General features: G+C 68.8%; 17 protein-coding genes. 10 read left to right on the top strand and 7 right to left on the bottom strand.

From position 1 onward, the window contains the following. The first annotated feature begins 148 nt into the window (after positions 1-148). The 4 genes from ACZ5ID_RS28300 (at position 149) to ACZ5ID_RS28285 (ending at position 2,427) form a co-directional block, all read left to right on the top strand. Positions 149-358: a helix-turn-helix domain-containing protein gene (locus ACZ5ID_RS28300; RefSeq protein WP_406551107.1), complete on the top strand. Its 210-nt coding sequence runs from the start codon at positions 149-151 to the stop codon at positions 356-358. Then, a complete protein-coding gene (locus tag ACZ5ID_RS28295) occupies positions 358-933 on the top strand; it encodes a Clp protease N-terminal domain-containing protein (RefSeq protein WP_468903394.1) in 576 nt (191 codons plus the stop codon). The genes ACZ5ID_RS28300 and ACZ5ID_RS28295 overlap by 1 nt, the downstream gene beginning before the upstream one ends. Before the next feature lie 69 nt (positions 934-1,002). Next, positions 1,003-1,413: a hypothetical protein gene (locus ACZ5ID_RS28290; RefSeq protein ID WP_468903392.1), complete on the top strand. Its 411-nt coding sequence runs from the start codon at positions 1,003-1,005 to the stop codon at positions 1,411-1,413. A gap of 78 nt (positions 1,414-1,491) precedes the next feature. After that, positions 1,492-2,427, top strand: coding sequence for an FAD-dependent oxidoreductase (locus ACZ5ID_RS28285; RefSeq protein ID WP_468903390.1), 936 nt, complete (start codon positions 1,492-1,494; stop codon positions 2,425-2,427). Between the two features lie 267 nt (positions 2,428-2,694). Here ACZ5ID_RS28285 and ACZ5ID_RS28280 read toward each other — a convergent pair whose 3' ends face one another. Together ACZ5ID_RS28280 and ACZ5ID_RS28275 are read right to left on the bottom strand one after the other, a co-directional pair. Next, on the bottom strand, positions 2,695-3,300 hold the full coding sequence (locus ACZ5ID_RS28280; RefSeq protein ID WP_468903388.1) for a dihydrofolate reductase family protein: 606 nt from the start codon (positions 3,298-3,300) through the stop codon (positions 2,695-2,697). 239 nt (positions 3,301-3,539) lie between these two features. Next, the gene (locus ACZ5ID_RS28275) at positions 3,540-4,136 is read right to left on the bottom strand and encodes a cysteine hydrolase family protein (protein WP_468903386.1); all 597 of its coding nucleotides are present in this window, start codon (positions 4,134-4,136) and stop codon (positions 3,540-3,542) included. Between the two features lie 74 nt (positions 4,137-4,210). On the opposite strand from ACZ5ID_RS28275, the gene ACZ5ID_RS28270 reads away from it, so the two are divergent. After that, positions 4,211-5,200 (top strand): GlxA family transcriptional regulator, encoded by a 990-nt coding sequence (locus ACZ5ID_RS28270; RefSeq protein WP_468903383.1) that lies wholly within the window; start codon positions 4,211-4,213, stop codon positions 5,198-5,200. Positions 5,201-5,342: 142 nt separating this feature from the next. On the opposite strand, the gene ACZ5ID_RS28265 is transcribed toward ACZ5ID_RS28270, so the two are convergent. Then, entirely contained in the window at positions 5,343-5,924 is a 582-nt protein-coding gene (locus ACZ5ID_RS28265; RefSeq protein WP_468903381.1) for a hypothetical protein, read from the bottom strand. Positions 5,925-6,217: 293 nt separating this feature from the next. Here ACZ5ID_RS28265 and ACZ5ID_RS28260 point away from each other — a divergent pair, with 293 nt between their 5' ends. Together ACZ5ID_RS28260 and ACZ5ID_RS28255 are read left to right on the top strand one after the other, a co-directional pair. Continuing rightward, on the top strand, positions 6,218-6,568 hold the full coding sequence (locus ACZ5ID_RS28260; RefSeq protein WP_468903379.1) for a hypothetical protein: 351 nt from the start codon (positions 6,218-6,220) through the stop codon (positions 6,566-6,568). Positions 6,569-7,136: 568 nt separating this feature from the next. Continuing rightward, a complete protein-coding gene (locus ACZ5ID_RS28255) occupies positions 7,137-7,745 on the top strand; it encodes a hypothetical protein (protein WP_468903377.1) in 609 nt (202 codons plus the stop codon). Between the two features lie 144 nt (positions 7,746-7,889). Here the strand turns inward: ACZ5ID_RS28255 and ACZ5ID_RS28250 are convergent, their stop codons facing one another. Beyond that, on the bottom strand, positions 7,890-8,852 hold the full coding sequence (locus tag ACZ5ID_RS28250) for a GlxA family transcriptional regulator (protein WP_468903375.1): 963 nt from the start codon (positions 8,850-8,852) through the stop codon (positions 7,890-7,892). Between the two features lie 120 nt (positions 8,853-8,972). Between ACZ5ID_RS28250 and ACZ5ID_RS28245 the strand changes: the two genes are divergently transcribed. Then, the gene (locus ACZ5ID_RS28245; protein WP_468903372.1) at positions 8,973-9,893 is read left to right on the top strand and encodes an NAD-dependent epimerase/dehydratase family protein; all 921 of its coding nucleotides are present in this window, start codon (positions 8,973-8,975) and stop codon (positions 9,891-9,893) included. Between the two features lie 266 nt (positions 9,894-10,159). On the opposite strand, the gene ACZ5ID_RS28240 is transcribed toward ACZ5ID_RS28245, so the two are convergent. Continuing rightward, entirely contained in the window at positions 10,160-11,824 is a 1,665-nt protein-coding gene (locus ACZ5ID_RS28240; RefSeq protein WP_468903370.1) for a M4 family metallopeptidase, read from the bottom strand. Positions 11,825-12,438: 614 nt separating this feature from the next. On the opposite strand from ACZ5ID_RS28240, the gene ACZ5ID_RS28235 reads away from it, so the two are divergent. Next, positions 12,439-13,662 (top strand): acyl-CoA dehydrogenase family protein, encoded by a 1,224-nt coding sequence (locus ACZ5ID_RS28235; protein ID WP_468903368.1) that lies wholly within the window; start codon positions 12,439-12,441, stop codon positions 13,660-13,662. Between the two features lie 48 nt (positions 13,663-13,710). Beyond that, positions 13,711-14,169 (top strand): RrF2 family transcriptional regulator, encoded by a 459-nt coding sequence (locus ACZ5ID_RS28230; RefSeq protein ID WP_468903366.1) that lies wholly within the window; start codon positions 13,711-13,713, stop codon positions 14,167-14,169. Between the two features lie 99 nt (positions 14,170-14,268). Here the strand turns inward: ACZ5ID_RS28230 and ACZ5ID_RS28225 are convergent, their stop codons facing one another. Beyond that, positions 14,269-15,069, bottom strand: a complete 801-nt coding sequence (locus tag ACZ5ID_RS28225) for an aminoglycoside phosphotransferase family protein (protein ID WP_468903471.1) — start codon at positions 15,067-15,069, stop codon at positions 14,269-14,271. Positions 15,070-15,139: 70 nt separating this feature from the next. Further along, complete coding sequence (locus ACZ5ID_RS28220) at positions 15,140-16,045, bottom strand: MBL fold metallo-hydrolase (RefSeq protein ID WP_468903364.1); 906 nt, start codon at positions 16,043-16,045, stop codon at positions 15,140-15,142. Between the last annotated feature and the right edge of the window lie 102 nt (positions 16,046-16,147).

Genomic DNA, 16,147 nt, shown 5'->3' with positions numbered 1-16,147 from the left:
TGTGGTTCTGTTGTCTCTGGCGGCGTACCGCTGTTCCCTCCCCCCCCCCCTCCCCCCCCCCCCCCCCCCCCTGCTCTGTAGCTGGCAGGCTATCCGTTCTCGTCAACCTAGGTTGACAGGAAGGCGGCTGTCAACCTAGGTTGACGATATGAACGACGCAAGGGATCTCGCCGAACGGGCCGGGGATCGTGACCCCAGGATCGGGCTGCGCGCGGTGGCTGCGCTGCGGCGCCTGCTCGAACAGCTCGAGGCCGTGCAGGTACGCAGTGCGCGCAACCAGGGCTGGTCCTGGCAGGAGATCGCCGCCGAGCTCGGGGTGAGCAGGCAGGCCGTGCACAAGAAATACGGGAGGCAGTAATGTTCGAGCGGTTGACGGACGGCGCCCGGGCCGTGGTCAAGGGTGCGGTGGGGCTGGCCGGGCAACTCGGCGACACCCGGGTCGACCCCGGCCACCTGCTGCTCGCGCTGCTCGACGCCCGGGGCACCAAGGGGGCGTTCGCGCTGGACGCTCTGGGTGTACAGCGTGAGGCTGTGGTGGGCGGGCTCGACGAGGCGCGGCGGCGCGGCGGGGTCTCGGCGGCGGACGCCGAGGCCCTGGCCGGGCTCGGGATCGATGTCACCGAGATCGTGTCGCGCGTCGAAGAGGTCCACGGCGAGGGCGCATTGGCGCGCAGCGGCCGACAGGCGGGGCGGCAGCGCCGGACGGGTTCGGGACACCGGCCGTTCACCAAGGAGGCCAAGATGATCCTCGAGCAGTCCCTGCGGGTGGCCCTGGCCCGCAAGGACAAGACCATCGGAGACGAACACCTGCTCCTCGCCCTGACGGCACGGCCCGGTGTCGTACGGGATGTGCTCGATGGGTGCGGGGTGACTTTCGACGGGGTGCAGCGGGTCCTCGGTCCGAACAACGGGGGCGCGGCCAGGGCGGGTTGACGGCGGGCTCGCCCGGGTGGGTCGGGGCGCCATACCGGTGTACTTCAGGCCGGACAGTCAGAAGACCTCGTGGTAGCCGTTGCCGTCGAAGTCATCGGTGTAGAAGAGGTCGAACGTACCGTCCGGCCGTATCCCGAGACCCGGGCGGTTCTGGTCGCCGAAGGCGAGCGGGGAGAGTCGTGCGTCGGGGAAGCGGCCGGTGGTGGAGCCATCCGCGTTGAAGCCGCGGGCGTAGACGTCGGTGTTCAGGTCTTTCTGGACGGGCAGCAGCTCGGAGTCCGCGTCGAGGCAGATCCAGCCGGTCGCCCCCTGATGGCAGCGTTCCCCGATGACTCGTACGTCAGAAAGGGGGGCTGTTGGGCGGCCTCGAAGTCCGGACGGACGGATGGCACAGCCCGCGGGCTGCCTGTTGGCGGCCCGTACGATTTCGACGACACGGCGGGTGACGCCCTCGCCCGCCCGGACGTTGACCCCGGATGACCACGGGCCCGGAGCGGCCGGACACGGTCACGCCCAAGGCGCGTGGGAGACGCGCGGACAAAAGGAGTGTGTACGCGAATGACCAGCATCGCACCCAGCGGCATCGAGCCCGTTGACCTGCTGGTGGTGGGCGCCGGCCCGGCGGGCGTGGCGGCTGCGGTGATGGGCGCGAGCCTGCGGATGAGTGTCACGCTGGTGGAAGCGGTCGCGGTCGGTTCGAAAGTGGCGGCGATCGGCGCACTGGAGAACGTACCGGGTGCCTGGCTGACAGGCCCGCAGCTCGCCGCGGCGTTCGCGGCGGACATCGCAAGGCACCAGGACGCGGGCCGTCTCACCGTCGTGCAGGCCAGGGCGACCGCCGTCACCGGACACCGCGACCGGGCCGAAGTGTCGTTGGCGGACGGCTCCCAGCTCACGGCGGCAACCGTGGTGGTGGCGACAGGAGTCACGGCACTGACCCCCCAGGACGTGGACTGGATCGAGTCGACCGAGGCCGCCCACGTACCCCCCTTGTGGCGCGCCACCCCCGAGGAGCTCGAAGGGCGAGAGGTGGTCGTCCTGGGCGCCGACCGCCCCCTGGGCACCTGGCTGCGCGCCCACCCGCACACGGACGCCCACCTCCACGTACTCCACACCGCTCACGACAGCTACAAGACCGCCGAGATGGCCGACGACAGCAGGGTCCGCTTCACGTTGGCCATCCGGGTCGAGATCGCCGAGCGTCCGGGAGGCGGGTACGACGTCACCGCGTACCACCCGGACGGCGCGAGCCGCTCGGCCCGTGCCGATGTCGCGCTCGGCAATCTGGGCAGCAAGCCGTCCGCCCTTGCCGGCCTGGTCATCGGCCCGGACGGCTACTGCCCGCCGGAGGCTCAGCACCCGCGCGTCCTGGTGGCCGGAGACCTCAAGGGCGCCCGGATGCAGCGCATCGCGGTGGCTCTGGGCGACGGAGGCCGGGCGGCGCTCATTCCGTACTACCGTTCGCTGGAGGACGGCACCTCGCCTTGGCCCTGACACTGCGTTCCGCGGCGGAGGGATGATGACGCCTTGCGGAAGAGGAGCCGGGGGCCAAGGGGGCCGACACGTCATTGAGCCGAACCGAACCCGGCCCTCCCGAGATCGAGACCTCGCACGACGTCTTCGTCTCCAGCCCGATGGCTTCCTTCCCGAACAGTGAGCAGCACCACGAATTCCGCAGCATGGGCACCTCCCCGCGAGGAGGTCCGCAGCGGGCTGCCCCCGGCCTCCTGGCGACGTCGGGGAGGCCGGGTGGCGGGTCACCTAGTAGCTGTCGTATGTGGGCTTACCGTTCGGGCGGTAGACGCCGATGACGGTGCCACTGGTCGTCGTCGAGACGCTGACCGGCTCCAATGCCGTGGGGATCGCTCCGTCGGCGAACAGCCGCTTGCCAGTGCCGATGATCACTGGGTGGATGGTCAGCCGGTACTCGTCGACGAGGTCGTGCCGCATGAGGGTCTGGGCGAGGTCGCCGCTGCCCACCACGTTGATGTTGCCGCCGTCGGACGCTTTGAGCATACGTACGGCATCGACGACGTCGCCTTCCAGCAGGGTGGAATTCTGCCACTCGACGGACGTCAGGGTCCGAGACGCCACGTACTTGTGCATGGTGTTCATCCGATGGGTGAACGGGTTGTCGGGATCGGCGGTCGGCCAGTACGACGCGAAGATGTCGTATGTCTTGCGGCCGAGCAGCATCGCGTCGGAGAGCTCGTACCAACCCCCGATGGCCGCGCCGACCTCGTCGTCGCTCACCGGCTTCTGCCAGCCGCCGTAGGTGAAGTTGCTCTCTGCATCCTCTTCCGGACCACCCGGTGCCTGCATGACGCCGTCCAGGGTCAGGAACGTGCAAACAATGATCTTGCGCATGGTGCGCTCCCTTCGTCGACAGGCAGACCGCACGACCGCCCGAAACTCATCGGCGGGACGTCCGCGATGCGGTCTGTGCGCCGAGCGTGGGTGTAGTCCAGGGCGAGGGGCCGACTGGCGGGTCACCCCGGGAGGGGCCGCACGGATCCCCTCGCGCCGAGGTTCTGGCACGCCTGGTCAATGTATTCCTGTCGCGCGGCACGATAGTCACCGCAGCCTGGTCCCAGGTTCCGCCACAGTCATGGCCGGGAGCAGCGGACGGCGGCCACCAGCTCGCCGGTCGTCACCACGCGGGCGAAGCCTCCGCCGTGCAGCGAGACGGCGCTGGCTCGACCCAGTTCGTCGGCCGTCAGATGCCAGCCGTTCGGACCGGTCAGGTCAAAGGTGTGGGTGGCGTCGAGGGCGACCAGCACGTCGTAGCCGAGGTTGCCGCCCATGCGGGCAGTCGTCTCCACGCACATGTTGGTCTGAATGCCGACCAGCACGAACTGGGTGACGCCCGCAGCCCTGAGCCAGCTGTCGAGCTCCGGGGTGCCGTAGAACGCCGAGTTCACGGACTTGGTGACGAGTAGCTCCGGACCGGCGCCCTTGCCGCGCCGCGCCTGGACGTACTCCTTGAAGTCGTTGCCCTCGGACCCGGTCCGCAGGGGAGAGTCGGGCTTGGACGAGTCGTGCCGTACGAAGACGACCGGCCGGTCCGTGCGCTGCCAGGCCGCGATCAGTGCGGCGATGTTCTCGTCGGCGGCCGGGTTGTTGCGGGGGCCCCAGAACTCCGACTCGTCGAAGCCGTTCTGCACGTCCACCACTACCAGTGCCGCGTTCTGTGTGATCTCCATGCCCATGATCCTGCCGCCCTGGCCGGCCCTGTCCCAGAGGACCGGAAGACAGCGATCGATGGTTTACTGCCACGGTGACGCAACCTCTACGGGCCCAGCGCATCGCCCTGCTCGCCTTCCCCGGGATCCGGGCCTTCGACGTATCGGTGATCACCGAAGTGTGGGGCGCGGACCGTACCGGTTACGGAGTCCCCGCGTTCGAACTGCGCCGGGTCGCCGCGACTCACGCGCCCGTAGCGATGCGAGGCGGCCTCACGCTCACGCCGGACCGCACGCTCGCCTGGCTGCCCCGCGCCGAGCTGATCCTCGTGCCGGGCCTGGACGACCACGTCACCCCGGCCCCCGAGCCCGTTCTCGCTGCGTTGCGTCGCGCCCACGCCCGGGGGACCACCATCGCCGCACTGTGCGGCGGCGCGTTCACCCTGGCCCAGGCAGGACTGCTGGACGGACGCCGGGCGCTGACCCACTGGGCACTGACCGATCTGCTGAAGACCCGGCACCCCCGGGTGCGGGTCGAACCCGACGCCCTGTTCGTCGAGGACGGCAACCTGTGGACGGCCGCCGGCACCGCCGCGGGCATCGATCTGTGCCTGCACCTGGTGCGCACCGCACACGGGGCGGAGGCCGCCGCCACCATCGCCCGCTCCATGGTCACCGCACCCTTTCGGACAGGGACCCAGGCCCAGTTCATCGAACATCCGACGCCGGCCGTCGACCGTGACGTCGACGTGCTGGCCGAGGTACGCGCCTTCGCCCTGACGCACCTCGGCGAACCGCTGACCGTGGCCGCGCTCGCCGACCGCTCGGGAATGTCGCCGCGTTCCTTCGCCCGGCACTTCGCGGCGGCGACGGGGACTACGCCGCTGAACTGGCTCTTGGGCCATCGCGTCGCGGCGGCCCAAAAACTGCTCGAACGTACCGATCTGCCCATGCCCGAGATCGCCCGCCGGTGCGGTTTCGGCAGCGAAATCACCATGCGCCAGCACTTCGCTTCCCGCCTGGGGACCAGTCCGCGCGCCTACCGTGCCTCCTTCGCCCAACCGCCCTCCTCCGGGACGGGTTGAGCGTAATAACGCCGGCGGTAGCGGCCGGGTACGGCCCATCTGGCCACGGTAGCGGTGCGACGCCGAGGTGCGGGTGGCAGCGCGGATCGTCCGTACGACGGCGGCGACTCGGGCCCGGTTGTCGGCCGGGTCTCGGGGCTGGTCAGGAGTAGTAGAGGGGGCAAGCGTTGCGCAGACTGTGTTCGGCTGCGCGCAAGTACATCGCTGTGTAGAAGGCGGCGTCGAGGTCGTCGTGCCAGGGGCCCGGGTGCGTTGTGGCTGAGCGCTGTGCTTCGGCGCTGGTGAACCAGTTGGTGAGGGCGAGGTTGTCGCAGTACGCGGGAATCTGCGGCGGCAGCGCCAGCTGGTCGGCAAGCGTCCGGGCGACGGCAAGCACGGCGTGGGCCGATTGCACGGTCGTCGTTTCGCCGTGGGGCGATGGCATGCGCAGTTCGATGGGATGGGGAAGCGCGATGGGCAGGAGCAACTCCCAGTCGAGGAGCGCGCCCGTGTGATCCTGACCGTTGGCCTGTGTGCGGCACAGGGAGCTGAAGCTGTCCATCGGGCGGTTGAGCTTCTCTTCGAAGGTGATGCCTGATCCGGGGGCGAAATTCTGGGGCCGGGGCGCTATGAGCGGCGGAAGGTCGAGGCGTTTCAGTTCGGCGGCCAAGGCCTGTGCGGTGGGCTTGAGGACTTCGTCGTCGTCCCAGTCGTCGGCGGAGATACTGACCAAGTAGATACCCATGGCGGGGAATCTACGGTGAGGCACTGACAACGGGGCCGGGCTCGGCCACGAGTGGCCACGGTCCTGCGCAGTGCCGACCGGTTTCCCCGACGCCCACCTGGAACAGGTGGCGCCCCTGACCCGCTGCCGGGACCACGCCACGCGACGCCTCGGATGAGGCGCCACGACTTCAACTGCAACAGTGCCATCACCCGAATGGACGCACCCGGATGGCTGATGTGGCGCCGACGGCCGTACGGTCGGTCTAATGCCCGGGCTACCCGAGCAGGTGGTTATCTCCAGGGAGGTCAACCATGAACCGACATCGCGTCCTGGCCGCCGCGGCCACTCCCGCCGCCGCGCTGCTCATCGGCTTGGCGATTCCTGCCTCTGCCACACCCGTTCCGAAGGCGCCGGCAACGTCGAACTCCAGCTGCTACGTGCCGCGGACCGACCAAGTCCTCACCGCCCAGCAGGGCACCAAGCTCCTCGCAGCCTGCAAAGCGCAGCATCGGGCGGACCGCTCGTGGCACTGGATGGGCAACTACGGCTCAGTCTACGACGTGGTCTCCGCCGCGAATCGCGCGGGCGTCGGGGCGGGCGAGCTGGTAGCGATCCCGAACGCCAGCGGTGGCGGCCTGATCCCCGCGTTCATGTACTACTAGGGAGGCAGCCCGTAGCTGCTTCTGGAGCGCGGGCTTGCCATCGGAACATGGAAGCTCCGGGATGGCTTCAGGCCGACCTCCCAGGTCCCCTGGACCCCCGGGCTTCGATGTTCCGTCAGTCGGGCTACAGCCTGCCCGGAAGCGACTGCGTGCCTTCGGCGGCAGGGCGATGTGCGTTTCTCGTCAGTTCCATGCCGCTGCCGCCCAGCGCACGCCACGGATCGTCACCCGACGGCCGTCACGCAGCCGCACCTCGCTCCACGGGATCGGTGCGGTTGGTGATCTCCATGCCATCGGATTCTGACGGGAGGTTGCTGTCGGGTCATTACCGACAGGGTTGCCATCGTTTCCTGGAGAGTTCCGATCCGGCCACTTCGTGGCGTAATGGGTAGAATGGAAACGAGGAAGCACCTGCCTGCTGAACTTCCCGTGCCTGCGGCAAGGTGTGAGTCTTTAACCGGGAGGCTTTGCCGTCGGGCGTCAGGATCACCATGAGGAGATGGTGAGAATGTCGCGTCAACCCTCAGGAGCAGAAACTGGACCCTCGGGGCGTGACCCTGAAAGTGCAGTGGCCGAAAAAATACCCGACGGGCTGGCCGCGGAGTTGTCTGTCCGCCCGGCGCGCGCCGGGCGGAAGCGTGACTTCAACCCTGATGTTCCTGTTGTTCTCGATGGAGAAGTGGTCGAGGACCTTGAGCGTATGAACACGGAAGTGGCGCGCCCCTTGTTCATGACGCGTCTCATCTATGATTCTTCTCTGGCTTTGGGGGCCTTCACCAACCGTGAAGCGATGCTCGCGGAGGCACGCCGTATGAGCGCCGATGCCGAGGAGCGGTCGATGGAGGCAGCGTTCGAGGCGGTGTGTACGCAGCCACCTGACTCCCTGCCTACCCAGGTGTGTTTCTTCGAGGACATCGATGAGCAGGGCGACGTGAAGTGCGTGGACGCGGGATTGGGATACCCGGACTTGAGTAAGGTGCACCGAGGTTTTCTGGGGACGCAGGACTGGAATTTTGTCATCTCCTCCCTCAGTCAGTGCCGATTCGACGTGTCGCTCTTTGATCTCCTGCAATGGCACGGCGACGAGTTCTTCCAGCCAAAGGGATGCAACACCCCCGATCTGAGCCGCTTCCGCTGGAACGACCTCGCGGTTTCGATCGCGAACTGGGGTACCTGAGTCCTCGTGAGCAATCCGCAGAAAGCCCGCCGCTGACCGGACCCGGAGGAACCGAGGGTCGTACCGCGGCCTGCGCCGATCTCATGCCCCCAAGGGCATCCAATCCCGCCAGGAATCGCCACGCCCGGCTCGGGGCGCGCGTGGTCACTGACTGGTCTTCACGCTCGGGTGGTGGGTGAAGGCACCGCGGTAGGCGGCCGGCGTCATGCCGATCTGGCGGCTCAGGTGCTGGCGGAGCGACTCACCGGAGCCGAGGCCACTGCGGCGGGCAACATGGTCGACGGTGAGATCGGTGGTCTCCAGTAGCTCGCGGGCCCGCAGCAGCCGCTGCTGGAGCAGCCATTGGAACGGGGTCACCCCCGTCTCCGCCGTGAAGCGCCGCGTCAGGGTCCGCACACTGACCCTGGCCTGACCGGCCAGGTCGTTCAGAGAGATCGGCTGGTCCAAATGTTGCAGTGCCCAGATGCGGGCCACGTCCAATGAGGAGTCGGTCCTGGCTGGTAGTGGAGTCTGCACGAATTGCGCCTGCCCGCCGTGGCGCACCGGGGTGACCACGGCGGCGCGGGCCGCGGCGTTTGCCACGGCCGCGCCGTAGTCCGAGCTGATCAGGTGCAGGCACAGGTCGATCCCGGCGGCCGAGCCCGCACCGGTGACGATCGGTCCGTCCTCGGCGAACAGTCGGTCGGCGTCCACGCGCACCGAAGGGAAGGCGCGCTGCAGTTCCTCGGCCAAAGCCCAGTGGGTGGTTGCAGTACGGCCGTCGAGGAGCCCGGCCTGGGCGAGAACGAAGGCGCCGCTGCAGATCGAGGCAATGCGCTTGCCCGCGTCGGCCGCCTTTCGCAGGGCGTCCAGTGCGGCCGGCTCGGCGTCGTGCCGACTGGCGGTTGAGGGGACGATCACCGTGTCCGCCCCGACGACTGCCTCAAGGCCGTGCCGGATCACCACCTCGATGCCACCGGAGGCGGGGAGCGTACCGGGTATGGCGGTGCACACCGTCACCTCATAGCCGGGGCGTCCGCTGACCTCGGCGGCGCCGAGCAGCACCGACGGCATGGACAGGTCGAAGGGCTTGACCGCGGGGACGGCCAGGACGGCGACACGGTGCATGGCTGGATCCTTGGATCTCGTGGCTTTCAGGCCACTGATCCTAGCCCGCGGTCCACGGCAGAGTTGGGCGAGCGAGAGGGCCGCGCGCACCGCGTTCCCGCTTCAGGGAACGTTCCACCTTTGAGGGAAAACGGAGCCAATGTCATGGCTGAATCAATCGTCATCGGAGCAGGCGCGACCGGGATCGCCACCGCGAGGCAACTGGCCGACAGTGGCAAGCGGGTCCGCCTCATAACCCGCAGCGGCAGGGGACCTGGCCACCCGGGCATCGAACGGATCGCCCTGGACGCGGGCCGCACCGACGAGCTGGCCGAGGCACTGGCCGGAGCGACCACCGTCTTCAACGCCGCCATGACGGCCTACCAGACCTGGCCAGAGACCATGCCGCCGTTGTTCGCTTCCATCCTTGCCGCGACCGAGCGGGCCGGGGCCGATTACGTGATGCTCGGCAATCACTACGGCTATCAGCAGACCACCGGGCCGATCACCGAGCGCACTCCGATGGCCCCGCACACCCGAAAGGGCCGGGTGAGGGCCGAACTGTGGCGGCAGGCCAAGGATGCCCACGACGAAGGGCGGCTGCGGGCCACCGAAGTACGAGCCGGCCAGTACCTGGGCCCGGGCGCGGTCTCAGCGTTCACGTTGCTGGTCGCGCCCCGGGTCCGCCAGGGTGAACTGGCTCTCGTCCACGGCAACCTCGATGCGGCGCACTCGTTTTCGTACACCGAGGACGTCGCATCGGCGTTGGTGGCGGTCAGCGGCGACGAGCGCGCCTGGGGGCGGGCCTGGCACGCCCCGGTCATCACTACGACCCTGCGCCAGGCCGCGACCGGCCTCGCCGAAATCCACGGAGCGCCCGAACCGCGGTTGGAGCCGCTCACCGAACGGGATTTGGCGCTCCTCTCCTTCACCGATCCGTTGTGGCGGGAGTTCGCCGAGATGAGCTACATGTCCGAGCGTCCGTTCATCGTGGACGACAGCGATATCCGCAACACCTTCGGGCTCAAGCCCTCAACGCTCCACGAAGCATTGGCGGCCTGATGTGGCGGTGGGCGGGCCGCGGCTCCCGGCCCCTCGACGCCTAGTCGCACGGATCAGGGCCCGGGGTGTGGTGCCGTGCTGCTGGAAGACGGGGTGCGGATAGCGCAGCGACAGACTGTGGGTCGCGGCGATTACGACGGGTAGGTCGTCGGGTCCGTCCCAGGTGCTGTGGAGGATGCCGGGGGGCTTGGGCAGAGCGCAGCCACGGTATCGCGGCAGTGCCGCACCGGTTCAGCGACCAGTGCGGCACCGCGTCGTGCACGGGGTCAGGCCTTGACGTTCACACCGGCCCAGGCGGCGTCCACGGCCTTGACCTCGGCGCTGTTCGCGCCGTAGAGGTCGGTGGCCGCCTTCAAGGTGCCCTGGCGGGCGCCGTGGTAGTCGGTGGTGGACGTGAAGTACGTGGTCAGTGCCTTGTACCAGATCTGCACAGCCTTGTCGCGGCCGATGCCCGTGACCGTGGAGCCGTCCACGGTCGGGCTGTCGTAGTGCACACCGTTGATGTCCTTCGCGCCGCTGCCCTCGGACAGCAGATAGAAGAAGTGGTTGGCGACACCGGAGGAGTAGTGCACGTCGAGATCGCCGACGCCGGAGCTCCAGTAGTCGGCCGAACCACGGCCGTCCTTGCTCGGCTTGTCCTGGTAGCGCAGCGGCTTGCCGTTGCCGAAGATGTCGATCTTCTCGCCGAGCAGGTAGTCCCCCTTGTCCTGGGCGTTGTTCGCGTTCCACTCCACCGCGGTGCCGAAGATGTCCGAGGTGGCCTCGTTCAGGCCGCCGGACTCGCCGGAGTACTGCAGGTTCGCGGTGGCGGAGGTGACACCGTGGCTGAACTCGTGACCGGCCACGTCGAGCTGGGTCAGCGGGTGCTGGTTGCTCGCGCCGTCGCCGTAGGTGATGGTGAAGGAGGCGTCGTCCCAGAAGGCGTTCTGGTAGGCGTTGCCGTAGTGGACGCGGGAGACGGGGGCCCGGCCGTCGTTCTTGATGCCGTTGCGGTGCAGGACGTTCTTGTAGAAGTCCCAGGTCTGGGCGGCGCCGTAGGCGGCGTCCACGGCGGCGGTCTGGTTGTTGGCGGGGCTGCCGGTACCCCACTTGTTGTCCGCGTCGGTGAACACGGTGCCCTTGCCGCTCGTCCGGTACTTGAGGTCGACGGTGCTGGAGCCGCCGCGCACGCTGTCGACGAGGGAGTATCCCGTGGACGACGTGGTGGTGTTCAGGCTGACGGTGCCGCTGTACTGGCTGGCGCCGGTGCCGACGGCGCCGACCTGCGAGCCGCCCGGTGTGGCCGCACCGGAGCCGCTCTTGGCGGTGATGCCCTCGGCTATGTCGTTGATCAGCTGGATCTCGTACAGCTTCCTGCCGGTGTCGGCGTCGGTGATGACACGCAGTCTGCTCGGCGTGACACCGTCGCGCTGGGTGCCGGTGACAACGCTCTCATAGGCGAGGACAGGCTTGCCGCCGACGGCCCAGACGACCTTGCGGGGGGCGCTGGTGGCGGCTCCCGCGGTCTTCGCGGCCGTGGCCGCCTTGATCGCGGCGGACGTGGCGGCAGTGGGGGTCAGCTTCGGGTCGAGCGAGGCGACCTTGATGGGAGCGTTGACGGCTTTGGTGACGTCCTTGACGGTGCCGTCGGCGGCCCGGTGGACGATGAGGTCGCCGCCGAGGACCGGAAGTCCGGCGTAGGTGCGCTCGTAACGGGTGTGGACCGTGCCGTCGGCATCCTTGATGACGTCCTTGACGACCAACTCCTCCTGGGCGCCGAGGCCGAGCGCCTGGGCGGTGGCCGCGAGGGAGGCGCCGCCGGGGTGTTCCGCGGCGGCACCCGCTGATGCGGTGGCGGCACCGGCGGCGAGCAGGGCGCCGGTGAGGACGGCGGCGCCGGACGTGAGGGCGAGACGGCGGGCCCTGTTGCCGGTGGGGGAGAGCGAAGACATGTGGTTTCTCCAGAGAGTCATGGGGAGTGGGGGCGGTTTCGCCGCCCATCCGTCCAGGGAGGGAGGGACTGCCTTGATGGGGAGAGACGCTCTCAGCCCGTCGCGCACATGTCACGTGCCACAAAAGGGGGTTCGGTGGCTCATGCCGGATTTGCGCCCTGCTGCTTCACGGGATGGACAAGGCCCTGATACACGCCGACATGCGGAGCACAGGAGTCCGCAACATGCTGGAAAGGACGTCCTGCGGTGCGTACGCCCGATGCGCGCGGACGCGCGGCCGACCCGTAGCAGCAGGGGGTCTCCCGGGTGCTGGTAGACCGATGTCCGGCCCCCGCCCATGTGAACTGGCCACGCAGGAAGGTGAATCGGCCGGGACGGGCCACTATCCCTAGTATTCCTATCGAAGTACTAGGAAAGCGTTGACGGTGGTCGAGAGGGCGAGTGAGGATGAGGAAGCCGACGCGTCACCGTGCACCGCTGCCCCTCTCACGCCGCCACGCCGGGCACCGCATTGTCCTCGGCCCCTTGGAGGAAGACGTCATGAGCCCAGCACTGAGCTGTAGTTGTCGCCGTAGTCGAAAGCGCGGTCACCATCGTCCGAAGGGGGTGCGGGTATGACGGTGACAGCGGACGAAGTGATGGACACCGAAGCCGGGCAGGCCGACTGGCTGCACATCGCCGGTGAGTTGGCGGACGACCTGGCCACGGACGCGGTCGAACGCGAACAGCGCGGCGATCCGCCGTTCGACGAGGTCGCCCGGCTGCGCGAGTCGGGGCTGTTGACCCTGTTGGCACCGGCTGAGCACGGGGGAGGCGGCGCGGACTGGCGTACGGCCTACGCGGTCGTCAGAACCATCGCCGCGGCCGACGGGGCCATCGGCCATCTGCTCGGCAGTCACTACTTCCTGTCGTTCAGCGCCCGCTTCTTCGCCGGCCCCGGCCATGCGGCCCGCGTCGAGCGGGAGGCAACGCAGGAGGGATGGTGCTGGGGAGGGGGTATCGCCGCCCACGAGCCGCCGCTCATCCTGACCCCGAGAGAAGACGGGTACCTGCTGGACGGTTACCAGCGGTTCGCCACGGGTGTCGGGGTCGCCGACAGGCTGGTGGTCCGAGCCGCCAAGTACGGCACGGGCGAGCCGCTGGCCGTCCTCGTCGATCCCGCCCGCCGCGGCGTCGTGAGCGGCAGCAGCGGTGACACGTTCGGCCAGCGTCTGGCCGCCGGCGGTGCCGTGGAGTGCGACGCGGTGCCGATCGCGGCGGACGATGTGCTGGGCGCGCTCTCGCCGGACGAGGCGGTCCTGCCCCCCTTCGCCTCCCTGGCCGTGCCGACCGCGCGTCTGGTGTCCGCCCAGTACTGTCTGGGCGTCGCCGAGGGACTGCTGGCCGAGGTCCACGAGCACGGAAGGGCCGTGCGTTCACCCTGGCAGCCCTTGTCGCCCCACCCCTGGCCGGGCAGCCCGCCACAGGATCCGTACGCGCTGACCGTCTACGGTGAACTCGCCGTCGTCGCGCGCGGAGCATCCGCGCTCGCCGGCCAGGCGGTGGATGCCCTGCTCCACGGCCTGGAGCGGTGGAATGACCTGGATGACGAGGAGTGTGCGGAGATCGCCGTCCTGGCGAGCGTGGCGCAGGCCGCCGCCTCCCGGGCGGCACAGGAGATCACCACCCGTGCTCTGGACGTCATCGGCGCCGACGCCGCCTCCGCGCGCCACGGCTTCGACCGCTTCTGGCGCAACGCCCGCACGCACACCCTTCGTGAGCCGGTCGCCCACACGCTGCGTGAGATCGGGGACTACTTCCTCAACGGCACGCACCCGTCCTTCACCTTCCCCGCCTGACGGCACAAACGCCGACGGGTGGAGAAGGCGATGAGGGATAATCGCGGCATGCGGATCTCGGCGCGGGCGGACTATGCGGTGCGGGCGGCGCTGGAACTGGCCGCGGCAGGGGATGGGGCCTCCCTCAAGGCCGAGGCGATCGCGACGGCGCAGGGCATCCCGCACAAATTCCTGGAGGGCATCCTCGGCGACCTGCGCCGGGGTGGCCTCGTCGTCAGCCAGCGGGGCGGCAACGGCGGCTACCGACTGGCCCGCCCGGCGGACGCGATCGCCATCGCGGATGTCATCCGCTTGGCGGACGGTCCCTTGGTGTCGGTACGGGGTGTGCGCCCGCCGGAACTCTCCTACGGCGGACCGGCGGAGTCACTGCTGCCCCTGTGGATCGCCGTACGCGCCAACGTCCGCAAGATCCTCGGCGAGGTCACTCTGGCCCATGTGGCCGCGGCCGAACTGCCGGACGAGGTCGTGAACCTCGCGCAGGACCCAGAAGCCTGGACCAATCCGTGAGCGGCCTTCGGGCACTTCGAGGTGCCGCGTCAACGGCGCCCGACTGACCTGACTTTCCGGCGGGAAAACAAGCGGCTTCATCCCCGCAGCTCCGTGTGGTCAGTTCAGCAGGGCGGCCGTGAACATCTCGCGGTGCTCGACCAGCCAGGTCTGTATGCGGTCCCAGCGTCCCCATCCACCGCGCTCGGCCAGCGCTTGGAGGTAGACGGGGTCGCCGTCAGCCACACGGCGGGCGACGAAGGCCCGGCAGACCTCGGTGGCCCGCTCGATGACGCCGGGCAGGTCGGTGCGGTCCTGCGGCGAGAGGCCGTAGCTGTCGGCAAGGATCCGCAGCCGCGCGGGCGCATCCAGTCCGGAAGGGTAGAACGGGGCTGCGGATGCGGGATCGACCAGGGGCACCCAGTAGCGGGCGGTCATGGCGACGTCCCACAGCGGACGGCCCGGAGCCGCCAGATCGAAATCGATCAGAGCAGCGGCACGGCCTTCGCGGAAGACGACGTTGTCGGGGCACACGTCGTTGTGGCACAGCATCGTTCCGCCCTCCGGGTCGGCCAGGTCCCCCGGCCACTCGGCACGGGCGTCGACCTCGACTGCCGCGCTGGTCTCATGCAAGCGCCGCAGCAGACTCCCCACCGATTCCAGGGCGGCCCTCGTCATCGCCCAGTCCGCGAACGGTGGCAGAGGCACGTCTCCGGGAATGAAGGTGAGCTGTTCACGGCCATCCTCGGTGAGACCGACGGGGGTAGGCGCTGCGTCGAAGCCGTGCTCCTTCAGGGCAGCGAGGTACGCATGCAGAGCGCGCGCGTTGCGTGGCGCCGGGCGCTCCACCAGCGCCCCGCGGCGGAAGACCGCCCCTGCGTTCGCCATACCGCCGACCAGCGCCTCGCTCTCAAGCGTCATGATGATCACGCTACCGCCTCACCGGGCCGACGCGTCGTAAAAGCCGCACCAGTTGGGACCCACGGTGGGGTCAGCTTGGTTCGGCGGGGACGGGGGAGAGCCGATAGGTGTTCCCTTGGGTTATGACGTGGCCGGCGGTGGGCGGTGCGAAGTGAGTGCCCAGCAGAAGGGTGTTGGTGTCGGCCAGGGAGGCGAGCAGTTTGCGGCGCGAAGCCGTCGACTGCGCGGGGTCGATGTCGACGCAGGCACTGATGGTGGGCTGGGCGAGCTGGACCGGGTGGTGGAGGCAATCGCCGGTGATGAGCGCCGTCTCGCCCCGGCTGGTTAGCTCGACGGCGAGATGGCCGGGGGTATGGCCCGGGGTGGGGATCAGGCGTAGGCCCGGGGCGATCTCGACGCCTCCCTCCGGAACGTCGATGAGGTCGAGCAGCCCGGCTTCCTCGACCGGGATCACGGAGTCACGGAACATCTGCTTGCGCGGCTCCTCCATGTCGTACGTGGCCCAGAACTCACGCTCGGTGCGTGAGGTGAGGTACCGGGCGTTGGAGAAGGTGGGCACCCACTCGCCGTTCGCCTCCCGGGTGTTCCAGCCCACGTGGTCGGCGTGCAGATGCGTGAGGATCACCAGGTCGACGGAGTCCGGGGAGTAACCGGCCGCGGCAAGGCGTGCGAGGAAGTCCGTCTGCAGGTTGTGCCAGGCGGGATTGGCCCGCTCCTTGCCGTTGCCGATGCCGGTGTCGACGAGGACGCGCATACCGCCCACGACAAACGCGAAGCTGTGACTGTCGAGGTGCAGGGTGCCTTCGTGGTCGGCGAAGTCCGGGCGTAGCCAATCGTGTTGGGAGATCACGTCCGTGGTGGCGCCGGGCAGCAGCCAGGGGCCGGTCGCGGGCGGCAACGCGATTTCGTCGATGCGGTGGACGGTGATGTCGCCCACGGTCCAGGAGGGGGCGGCGGTGGAGGGCGGGGTCTGCATGGTCTTTTCTCTCCAAACGCAATTAATTTGCTTTAGGTGACAGTAGGCTCTACGGTCGCCTAAAGCAAACCATTAGCTTTTGCCTCTGTCGGGGCTTCCCGT

Source organism: Streptomyces sp. NPDC031670 (assembly GCF_055580545.1).
The sequence above is the reverse complement of the archived record's forward strand: the minus strand, read 5'-3'. Positions and strand labels throughout refer to the sequence as shown.

Bases quoted from the DNA above. Each gene is read 5' to 3' on its own strand.
- ACZ5ID_RS28225 (WP_468903471.1), bottom strand. From the start codon at position 15,069: ATGACGCTTGAGAGCGAGGCGCTGGTCGGCGGTATGGCGAACGCAGGG.
- ACZ5ID_RS28235 (WP_468903368.1), top strand. From the start codon at position 12,439: ATGACGGTGACAGCGGACGAAGTGATGGACACCGAAGCCGGGCAGGCC.
- ACZ5ID_RS28265 (WP_468903381.1), bottom strand. From the start codon at position 5,924: ATGGGTATCTACTTGGTCAGTATCTCCGCCGACGACTGGGACGACGAC.
- ACZ5ID_RS28280 (WP_468903388.1), bottom strand. From the start codon at position 3,300: ATGCGCAAGATCATTGTTTGCACGTTCCTGACCCTGGACGGCGTCATG.
- ACZ5ID_RS28275 (WP_468903386.1), bottom strand. From the start codon at position 4,136: ATGGAGATCACACAGAACGCGGCACTGGTAGTGGTGGACGTGCAGAAC.
- ACZ5ID_RS28285 (WP_468903390.1), top strand. From the start codon at position 1,492: ATGACCAGCATCGCACCCAGCGGCATCGAGCCCGTTGACCTGCTGGTG.
- ACZ5ID_RS28230 (WP_468903366.1), top strand. From the start codon at position 13,711: ATGCGGATCTCGGCGCGGGCGGACTATGCGGTGCGGGCGGCGCTGGAA.
- ACZ5ID_RS28240 (WP_468903370.1), bottom strand. From the start codon at position 11,824: ATGTCTTCGCTCTCCCCCACCGGCAACAGGGCCCGCCGTCTCGCCCTC.
- ACZ5ID_RS28220 (WP_468903364.1), bottom strand. From the start codon at position 16,045: ATGCAGACCCCGCCCTCCACCGCCGCCCCCTCCTGGACCGTGGGCGAC.
- ACZ5ID_RS28260 (WP_468903379.1), top strand. From the start codon at position 6,218: ATGAACCGACATCGCGTCCTGGCCGCCGCGGCCACTCCCGCCGCCGCG.
- ACZ5ID_RS28250 (WP_468903375.1), bottom strand. From the start codon at position 8,852: ATGCACCGTGTCGCCGTCCTGGCCGTCCCCGCGGTCAAGCCCTTCGAC.
- ACZ5ID_RS28300 (WP_406551107.1), top strand. From the start codon at position 149: ATGAACGACGCAAGGGATCTCGCCGAACGGGCCGGGGATCGTGACCCC.
- ACZ5ID_RS28295 (WP_468903394.1), top strand. From the start codon at position 358: ATGTTCGAGCGGTTGACGGACGGCGCCCGGGCCGTGGTCAAGGGTGCG.